This window comes from Paenibacillus aurantiacus (assembly GCF_042431225.1).
Taxonomy (GTDB): Bacteria; Bacillota; Bacilli; order Paenibacillales; family Paenibacillaceae; genus Paenibacillus_Z; species Paenibacillus_Z aurantiacus.
Map to the genome: position 1 here is coordinate 166,293 of NZ_JBHMDO010000025.1, position 9,405 is coordinate 175,697.

At 60.2% G+C, this 9,405-nt stretch carries 6 protein-coding genes; all 6 read left to right on the forward strand.

What is annotated here, in order from left to right:
• Nucleotides 1–139 precede the first annotated feature (139 nt).
• Complete coding sequence (locus tag ACFFSY_RS16385) at nt 140–3,928, forward strand: DNA polymerase III subunit alpha (RefSeq protein ID WP_377495880.1); 3,789 nt, start codon at nt 140–142, stop codon at nt 3,926–3,928.
• Between the two features lie 197 nt (nt 3,929–4,125).
• Nucleotides 4,126–4,614, forward strand: a complete 489-nt coding sequence (locus ACFFSY_RS16390) for a phosphatidylglycerophosphatase A family protein (protein WP_377495882.1) — start codon at nt 4,126–4,128, stop codon at nt 4,612–4,614.
• Nucleotides 4,615–4,830: 216 nt separating this feature from the next.
• Nucleotides 4,831–5,025, forward strand: a complete 195-nt coding sequence (locus ACFFSY_RS16395; RefSeq protein WP_148931832.1) for a glutamate decarboxylase — start codon at nt 4,831–4,833, stop codon at nt 5,023–5,025.
• Between the two features lie 36 nt (nt 5,026–5,061).
• Nucleotides 5,062–5,934 carry an acetyl-CoA carboxylase, carboxyltransferase subunit beta gene (gene accD, locus ACFFSY_RS16400; protein ID WP_377495885.1) on the forward strand — a complete coding sequence of 291 codons (873 nt, stop codon included), beginning with the start codon at nt 5,062–5,064 and terminating at the stop codon, nt 5,932–5,934.
• Nucleotides 5,924–6,946 (forward strand): acetyl-CoA carboxylase carboxyltransferase subunit alpha, encoded by a 1,023-nt coding sequence (locus ACFFSY_RS16405; protein ID WP_377495887.1) that lies wholly within the window; start codon nt 5,924–5,926, stop codon nt 6,944–6,946. The genes accD and ACFFSY_RS16405 overlap by 11 nt, the downstream gene beginning before the upstream one ends.
• A gap of 164 nt (nt 6,947–7,110) precedes the next feature.
• Nucleotides 7,111–8,862 carry a pyruvate kinase gene (gene pyk, locus ACFFSY_RS16410; RefSeq protein ID WP_377495889.1) on the forward strand — a complete coding sequence of 584 codons (1,752 nt, stop codon included), beginning with the start codon at nt 7,111–7,113 and terminating at the stop codon, nt 8,860–8,862.
• The last annotated feature ends 543 nt before the right edge of the window (nt 8,863–9,405 follow it).

The following is a 9,405-nucleotide window of genomic DNA, read 5'->3' on the forward strand; positions in this document are numbered from 1 at the left end:
CGCTCCACTCCGTTCGTGAATTATGGGGAGGCGTGTCCCCACTAGTTCCATTCTATGGCCGTCCGGGTGCGTAATATGTTAAACTAGGTGAAAAAGGACGCGAACACTTGTTTTGCGCCCGGGGAAGAAGGGGACGGCCATGACCGCCGAAACGGAATTCGTGCATTTGCACGTTCATAGCGAATACAGCCTGCTGGACGGCGCGGCGCGCATCCGCGACCTGACCGCCAAGGCGGCGAAACTGGGCATGAAGGCGCTCGCGCTGACGGACCACGGCGTCATGTACGGAGCAATCGCATTCTACAAGGCGTGCCGGGCGAACGGAATCAAGCCGATAATCGGATGCGAAGTGTATTTGACGGCGGGCTCCCGGTTCGAGAAGGGCTCGCGCAAGGACAATCCGACCTACCATCTCATCCTGCTCGCCAAGAACGAGACGGGCTACAAGAACCTGATGAAGCTCTGCTCGATCGGCCAGCTGGAGGGCTTTCATTATAAACCGCGCATCGATCACGAGGTGCTCGCGCAGTATTCGGAAGGGCTCGTCTGTCTGAGCGCCTGCCTGAAGGGCGAGGTATCTTGGCATCTGCTGCATGACCGGGACGACGAGGCGCTGCGGGCGGCGCTGCGGTACAAGGAGATTTTCGGCGACGACTTCTACCTGGAGCTTCAAGACCATGGACTGCTCGACCAGAAGAAGGTCGTCCGGCGGATGATCGAGCTGTCGAAGGAGACCGGCATTCCGCTTGCCGCCACGAACGATGTGCACTATCTCCATCCGGACGACGCGGCCGTCCAGGACGTGCTCATCTGCATCGGAACGGGCAAAACGGTCGACGACGAGGACCGGATGCGCATGTTGACCGATCAGATGTTTTTGAAGAGCGCCGGCGAAATGGCGGAGCAGTTCCGGCAGGCGCCGGATGCGGTCGCGCGTACGGCTGAGATCGCGGCGAAGTGCAATCTGGAGCTGACGTTCGACCGGGCGCTGCTGCCATCGTTCGGCCCGCTGCCGCAGGGTATGGCGAGCGCATCCTATTTGGCCGTGCTGTGCGCGGAAGGGCTCGAGGCACGTTATGCCGGCAAGCCCGAGTGGAGCGAAGACCCGAGCTTCCGCGAAGCGGCGGAGAGACGGCTGGCCTACGAACTGTCCGTCATCGAGAAGATGGGCTTCAGCGATTACTTCCTGATCGTATGGGACTTCATCCGGTTCGCGCACGAGCAGGGCATTCGGACCGGCCCGGGGCGGGGCTCTTCGGCGGGAAGCCTCGTGGCCTACACGCTGCGCATCACCGACGTCGATCCGCTCAAATACAAGCTGCTCTTCGAGCGCTTCCTCAACCCTGAACGAATCACGATGCCCGATATTGACATCGACTTCAACGACGAGCGCCGCGACGAGGTCATCGCTTACGTATGCGCGAAGTACGGCGAGGAGCACGTCGCGCAGATCATCACGTTCGGCACGATGGCGGCACGCGCCGCGGTGCGCGACGTCGGCCGGGCGATGAACGTCCCGTTCGCCGAAGTGGACCGCGCGGCGAAGCTGATCCCGGGGCAGATGGGCATGACGCTCGCCGAGGCGCTTCGCGTCAGCACCGAACTCCGCGAGGCGGCGGAGCGCCAGCCGAAGACGAAGGCGCTGCTGGATATGGCGCTGAAGGTCGAAGGGATGCCGCGGCACGCGTCGACCCATGCCGCGGGCGTTGTGATCGCGGGCAGTCCGCTTACGGATGTGGTACCGCTTCAGGCGGGCACGGAGCGCACTGCATTAACGCAATATTCGATGGAGCATCTGGAATCCGTCGGTCTGCTGAAGATGGATTTTCTCGGCCTGCGGACGCTCTCGATCCTGGAGCGGGCGCTAGGTTGGGTGAAGATGCAGCATGGCATCACCGTCGATTTCCGGCACATTCCGGACAATGATCCGCCGACGTACGCGATGCTTGGACGCGGCGATACGACCGGCATCTTCCAATTGGAGTCCGCGGGCGTGCGGCGCGTGCTGAAAGAGATGAAGCCGACGCAATTCGAGGATATTGTCTCGGTGCTGGCGCTCTACCGTCCGGGCCCAATGGAGTTTATACCGAAATATATCCAGGGCAAGCACGGCGCCATTGAGGTCGAATATCCCCATCCGTCGCTTGAGCCGATCTTGTCGGATACGTACGGCATTATCGTCTATCAGGAGCAGATTATGCAGATCGCCTCGACGATGGCAGGCTTCACGCTCGGCGAAGCCGACTTGCTGCGGCGCGCAGTGTCGAAGAAGAAGCGCGAGGTGCTGGACGAACAGCGCGCGCATTTCGTCGAAGGCAGCCGGGGCCAAGGGTATGCGGAGGAGGACGCCAACAAGGTATACGATATGATCGTGCGCTTCGCGGATTACGGTTTCCCGCGCGCCCACGCGGCCGCATACGGCGTGCTCGCGTTCCAGACGGCTTGGCTGAAGGCGAACCATCCCGTGCCGTTCATGGCTTCAATGCTCGCGTCGGTGACGGGCAACCATCACAAGACGGCGGAATACGTGGACGAATGCCGCCGGATGGGCATCGCCGTGCTGCCGCCCGACGTCAATGAGAGCGGCGTCTCCTTCACGCCCATCGCCGGAGCGATCCGTTTCGGACTGGCCGCAATCAAGAACGTCGGCGCTCAGGCGATCGATTCGATCATGAAGGAACGGGCGGAGCGTCCGTTCGACAGCTTGGTCGATTTGTGCCGGCGCGTCGACCTTCGCGTCGTCAACAAGCGCGTGCTGGAATCGCTTGTTCAGGCAGGGGCATGCGATATGCTCGGCGGCCATCGGGCGCAGCTGTTCGCGGCGCTGGACGAGACGGTGGAAGCCGCCGCGCGCTGGCGGAAGGACCGCGAGGAGCTGCAGATCGAGCTATTCGGGTTCGATGAGGTGCAGAACTGGGACGTAACGCTGCCCGAAGTGCAGCCGTTCACGACCGGACAGCAGCTGGTGCTGGAGCGCGAGCTGCTTGGGCTTTATCTATCCGGTCATCCGCTTGACGATTATGAAGGAACGCTTGAGCCGCTCGGACTGGATCGGCTCGTCGATCTGGCGGAGGCGCCGGAAGGCGCGACTGCCCACATTGCAGGCATGGTCGTGTCTGTAAAGCCATTCACGACGAAGAAGGGGCAGGCGATGGCGTTCCTCGAAGTGGAGGATCGTATTCTGAAAGTCGAAGCGGTGGCTTTCCCTTCGATCTGGCAGCGCCAGTCCGCGCAGCTGCAGCCGGGCAATCTCGTAGTGCTGCAAGCGGGCGTCCAGCATCAGGAGGAAGACTTCAAGCTCATCCTGGAGGAAGCGGTGCCCCTCGCGCAGGCGGCCGCCGCCGGCCGGCTGGCAGAGGACGTGAAGCGGCTGCAGTCGCGGGCGCGATCCGGCCGGCGGGGCGGGTTCGGGCGAGGAGGCGAAGCACGCCGTCCGGGCGCGCCGGGCGCCCCTGCGCCTTCGGACCGTGCGGGAGACCGGGCGGTCGAACCGCCGGCTGCGCTCGCGTCCCGCAGCGTGGCGGATGGCGGCCAGCAGGCTCCTGTCCACGACCGCATGTCAGCGCGGGACGGGGCGAAGCCTGCAACGCAGGGGGCCGGGCGGCCGGAGTTGGCCGGCCTGCGCCTGCCGGCTTACGCCTCGACGCCGAAGAACGGCGCGCCTGCCGCAGCTCGCGAAGGCGGCGCACGCCCAAGACGCGAGCAGCGCGTGTACATCAAAATTCCAGCCGGACGGGAAGAGCCCGGCGCGCTCGACCGGCTGAAGACGCTGCTGGCCGCGAGCGCGGGTCCGCTGGAGACGGTGCTCTTCTACGAAGGCCGCCAGCAGACCGTCGCCCTGAGCGACGCTTACCGCGTCAAACCGTCGCAGCCGCTGCTGCGGGAGATCGAAGCGCTGTTCGGCCATGGTTCCGCCGTCGTAAAATAACGACGGCGTTTTTTTTCATGCACAACCGGACGCTCCCCCGCATACATTTAGGAAACACGGAGCCGGCTGCCCTGGATGCTTGTCCGGTAGGTTCGCCGGCACCGTAAGTTCGCTGCTTGCGCGCGGTTCGGCGGCGCCGTCGACGCATGGCGCAAGTCCTGCCGAACGCGTACAAGCCGAAGCGGAGGGATGAACCTATGTCGACCGAAATGGTAAAATGGCTCGAAAGCCGCGGCGTGACGGTCGCCGACGTGGCAGATATCGTGTACTCGCTTCAACGCCCTTACAACGCCGATCTGACGCTTGCGGAGTGCGAGAGCAGCGTGCTAGCCGTCCTGGGCAAGCGCGAAGTACAGTATGTGCTGTTCACCGGAATCGCCTTAGACGAACTGGCGGAACGGAAGCTGCTTCCGGCGCCGCTGCAGGCGATCATGGAAGCGGATGAGTCCTTGTACGGCGTCGACGAGACGCTCGCGCTCGGCATCACGAACGTATATGGCATGATTGGCTTGACCAGTTTCGGTTATCTTGATAAAGTGAAGCCCGGCATCATTCGGCGCTTGAACGAGAAAGGTAAGCATATTCACGTCTTCCTGGACGATCTGGTAGCGGGTCTCGCGGCGGCGGCGTCGGCGCGAATCGCCCATCAGGATTTGAAAGCGAACCAGTACGGCGTTCCGGAATAAGGCCGGGGCGGCAGCTTGGTTCCAAGCGTCGCCGCTTTCGCGTGAAAGACTGACGTCGTCGGCTGGCTGCAAGGAACCGGCGCGCATTGCGGGCAATTCGGCATTTATGATATCATTATGGCATCATATGCCCGGATACCGTGATGGAATATCGGCGCGGCTTCGCGCCTGTGGCGGCTTTTGCAGCCAGTTTACCATGTTCAGGAGGTACCTTTCATGTGGACGGTTATCTATATCGCGCAAACACCGAAGATTGCGGAAACCATTAAAAACCGGCTGACTCAGGAAGGGTTTCTTGTGAAAATCCGCCCGATCAATGTGTCTAAGCAGCAGTTTGAGATACTGGTCCCATCCGGCGAGCTGGAAGAAGTGCAGGAAGTGCTCAACAGCATATTGAATTCGCAACGTTAGGTTTAAAACTACTGCGCCCCCAAAGAGGTGTCTCTTGTGTTCAAGGACTTATTTCATAAAAAGAAATACGCCACCATTCCTTCCGGAGGACAGCGAAGCAAGCCTGAGCTGCCGGAAGGACTTATGACCAAATGCCCGAAGTGCGGGAATATCCAATTCAGTAAGGAAATCGAGAAAACGCTTAAGGTTTGCCCGAGCTGCGGGCATCATCTGCGGCTGACCGCCTGGGAGCGGATCGGCATGATTCTCGACGATGGGAAGCTGAACGAATACGATGCCGATCTCGTATCGGTCGATCCGCTCGGATTCCCGGACTATGCCAAGAAGGTAGAGGTCCAGAAGGAGAAGACGGGTCTGAAGGACGCGGTCGTTACCGGCGACGGTACGATCGGCGGATTCCCAGTCGTCGTGGCCGTCATGAGCTTCGATTTCTTCGCGGGCAGCATGGGTTCGGTCGTCGGCGAGAAAATCACGCGCGCGATCGAACAAGCCCACAGCAAGCGGCTGCCGGTCATCATCTTCTCCACCTCCAGCGGAGCCCGGATGCAGGAGAGCATCCTCAGTCTGATGCAGATGGCGAAGACGAGCGCGGCGTTGGCCAAATTCCAAGGCGATGGCGGTTTATACATATCGGTTATAACCGATCCTACTACTGGCGGCGTCTCCGCTAGTTTTGCATCCCTTGGCGATTACAATTTGGCCGAGCCTGGCGCGCTCCTCGGCTTCGCCGGCCGCGTCGTAATTGAGCAGACGATCCGTCAGAAGCTGCCGGACAACTTCCAGACGGCGGAATTCAACCTGCAGCACGGTCAACTGGACAAGGTCGTTCACCGCAAGGACCTGAAGCCGCTGCTAACCAAACTGCTTGATATGCATAGCGTAAAGGGGGATACCACCCATGGCGGGTGAACTTCCATTTGAGAAACCGCTTATCGAGCTGCGCAACAAGATCGCGGAGCTGAAGAAGGTAAGCGAAGGGTCCGGCATTGATTTCTCGGACGAGATCTCGCGGCTGGAGGAACGCTGCAGTCGGCTGCAGGAAGAATTGTACAACGAGCTGACGCCAGCGCAGAAGATGCACCTGGCGAGGCATCATCAGCGTCCGACGTCGCTGGATTACATCCATGCGGTGTTCACGGATTTCATCGAATTGCACGGCGACCGCTTGTTCGCGGACGATCTGGCAATCGTCGGGGGACTAGCCAAGCTCAATGGCGTGCCAGTAACGGTCATCGGTCATCAGCGGGGCAAGGACACGAAGGATAACATCGCGCGATTCTTCGGTTCGCCTCACCCGGAAGGCTTCCGGAAGGCACTGCGTCTCATGCAGCAAGCGAGCAAGTTCGGACGCCCGATCGTCACCTTCATCGATACGAAGGGGGCGTACCCGGGTAATACCGCAGAGGAGCGCGGCCAGTCGGAGGCTATCGCGCGCAATCTGCGGGAGATGGCGACTTTCGGCGTGCCGATCATCTGCGTCGTCATCGGCGAAGGCGGCAGCGGCGGGGCGCTCGCGCTCGGCGTCGGCAACCGCGTCCTTATGCTGGAGAACGCGATCTATTCCGCGATCTCCCCGAACGGCGCGGCTGCGATTCTATGGAAGAACGCGGCGCGCGCGGACGAAGCGGCGGCCGTCATGAAGATCACGGCGCCTGACTTAGTCGAGTTCGGCATCGTGGAGGAGATCATTCCGGAGCCGCAAGGCGGCGCGCATCGCGATTTGGCGAAGCAGTCGGAGTCGATCAAGGATGCCGTATGGCGCCACCTGCAGGAGCTGTCGAGTTTGACGGCGGAGGCCTTGATCGAGGACCGCTACGCGAAGTTCCGCCGCATCGGACGGTTCTTCGAACCGGCACCGGCAGTGTCGCCAGCAGCTGAGCCGGCGCTTGCGACTGAGGCGACCGAGCCTGCTCAAGCGTAGCCAAAGAGGGTAATAATGAAGGCGCACCCGCGCGAGCGGGCTGCGCCTTAGCACGTGTAGAGCGCACGTACGCGCGCCCGCGCGACTTTTACTTTTGATGTCGAATCGTGTAAGTTAACTGTATTCACTAAATATGCCAAGTTAGACGGAGGATGGACAACCCCATGCGCAAAACGAAGATTGTTTGTACGATCGGCCCATCCAGCGAATCGCTGGAAAACACGAAGAAACTGATTAACGCTGGCATGAATGTAGCACGCCTGAACTTCTCCCACGGCGACTTCGAAGAGCACGGCGGACGCATTAAGAACATCCGTCAAGCGAGCCAAGAGCTCGGCAAGACGGTCGCGATCCTGCTCGATACGAAAGGCCCAGAGATTCGCCTCGGCAAATTGGCCGACGAGTATGAGCTGATCCAAGGCGAGACGGTTACGCTGACGACGGAAGAAATCATCGGCGACAACAAGCGAATTCCGGTTACATACGCCAACCTGCCGCAAGACGTACAAGTGGGTTCCTCGATCCTGATCGATGACGGCTTGATCGGTCTGACCGTCGAAGCGATCGAAGGCACGGAAATTCACTGCCGCATTATCAACAGCGGTCCAGTCAAGAGCAAGAAAGGCGTGAACGTGCCGGGCGTGGCGATTTCCCTGCCGGGCATTACCGAGAAGGACGCGAACGACATCGTGTTCGGCATTGAGCAAGGCGTTGATTTCATCGCCGCTTCGTTCGTGCGCAAAGCGAGCGACGTGCTTGAGATTCGCGAGCTGCTCGAGAAACACGGTGCCTCCCATATCCAGATCATCTCGAAGATCGAGAATCAGCAGGGCGTAGACAACCTGGACGAAATTCTGGAAGTGTCCGACGGCCTCATGGTCGCGCGCGGCGACCTCGGCGTTGAGATCCCGGCGGAAGAAGTGCCGCTCGTGCAGAAGCAAATGATCCAGAAGTGTAACCGCGCCGGCAAGCCGGTCATCACGGCTACGCAAATGCTGGACTCCATGCAGCGCAACCCGCGCCCGACGCGCGCGGAAGCAAGCGACGTGGCGAACGCGATTTTCGACGGCACAGATGCGATCATGCTGTCTGGCGAGACGGCTGCCGGCAAGTATCCGGTCGAATCCGTGCAAACAATGTCCCGCATCGCAGTGCGCGCCGAGTCCGCGCTGGAATACCGCGAGATCTTCACGAAGCTGGCAAGCGCACAGCAAACGACGGTAACCGAGGCGATCAGCCAGGCAGTCGCGAACGCGGCGCTTGATCTGAGCGCGAAAGCGATCATCACGTCGACCGAGAGCGGCTACACGGCGCGCATGATTTCCAAATACCGTCCGAAATCGCCGATTATCGCGGTTACGCCGGAAGAGCAAATCATGCGTCGTCTGGCACTCGTATGGGGCGTCATTCCGGTGAAAGGTATCCCGGCAGATACGACGGACGAAATGTTCGACATCGCCGTTCGCGGCGGCATCGACTCCGGCATCGTGAAGCTGGGCGATATTGTCATCATCACGGCCGGCGTACCGGTTGGGCGTTCCGGCTCGACGAACCTGATCAAGATCCACACCGTCGGCGAATTGCTGGCGAAAGGCCAAGGCATCGGCACACAAAGCGCGACAGGCAAAATCGTTACGGCGCGTTCGCCGCAAGAAGCGATCGCGAAGACGACGGAAGGCGCGATTCTCGTCACGGGTTCCACGGACCGCGAATACATGCCGGCGATCGAGAAAGCGGCCGCTGTCATCACGGAGCAAGGCGGCGTAACCAGCCATGCGGCGATTGTCGCACTGAACCTGGGCATCCCGGTCATTCTCGGCGTGAACAATGCGCTGGAGCTGCTTCATGACGGGGCGGAAGTCACGGTGTACGCCGAAGTGGGCGTCATCTATTCCGGCCAAGCGAAAGTGATGTAAGGTTTCAGCATAAGAAAGTCAACAAGAGCGATGGCCGTCGGCCGAGCGAAGGTTCGACATATTGAAAGTCAACAAGAGCGATGGCGCATGGGCGCCGTCGCTTTTGTTCAAGTACAACGATTTTCACGGGAATGAACAGCGCTCCACCATGAGAAAGACGGTGATAGATCGTTTCACTCTGTGATTCATGTGGTGGGTGGAAACGTAAAGCGTGTCCGAGGTGCGGACGAAAGCGAAGGACAGCACGAAAGCAACACTTGATGAAGCCACCGATAGTCTATAGTTGACAGGCTTATGTCTTAGAACTGATTTCAAAACCAACTGAAGCTTTGTCCGACAGGACAAAAGCGTGCCACGTTCGAACCCACCCGCCGACCGCGAACTATTGAGGCTGCACGAAAAAGGGAGTCCAGAGGGCGAAGTCTGAGCGTTTTCCAACGGAAAGCGCACTTCGGAAGCATATGCTTGGTTCCCCTCGGCGGAGGGCAATGCTGTCAGGTTAAGGAAGTGAGTGGGGTAATAAGTAGTAAAACAGTAAAGTAG

Coding starts and splice junctions, on each gene's coding strand:
- ACFFSY_RS16405 (WP_377495887.1), top strand. CDS start 5,924: ATGGCGGGTGAACTTCCATTTGAGAAACCGCTTATCGAGCTGCGCAAC.
- pyk (WP_377495889.1), top strand. CDS start 7,111: ATGCGCAAAACGAAGATTGTTTGTACGATCGGCCCATCCAGCGAATCG.
- ACFFSY_RS16390 (WP_377495882.1), top strand. CDS start 4,126: ATGTCGACCGAAATGGTAAAATGGCTCGAAAGCCGCGGCGTGACGGTC.
- ACFFSY_RS16385 (WP_377495880.1), top strand. CDS start 140: ATGACCGCCGAAACGGAATTCGTGCATTTGCACGTTCATAGCGAATAC.
- ACFFSY_RS16395 (WP_148931832.1), top strand. CDS start 4,831: ATGTGGACGGTTATCTATATCGCGCAAACACCGAAGATTGCGGAAACC.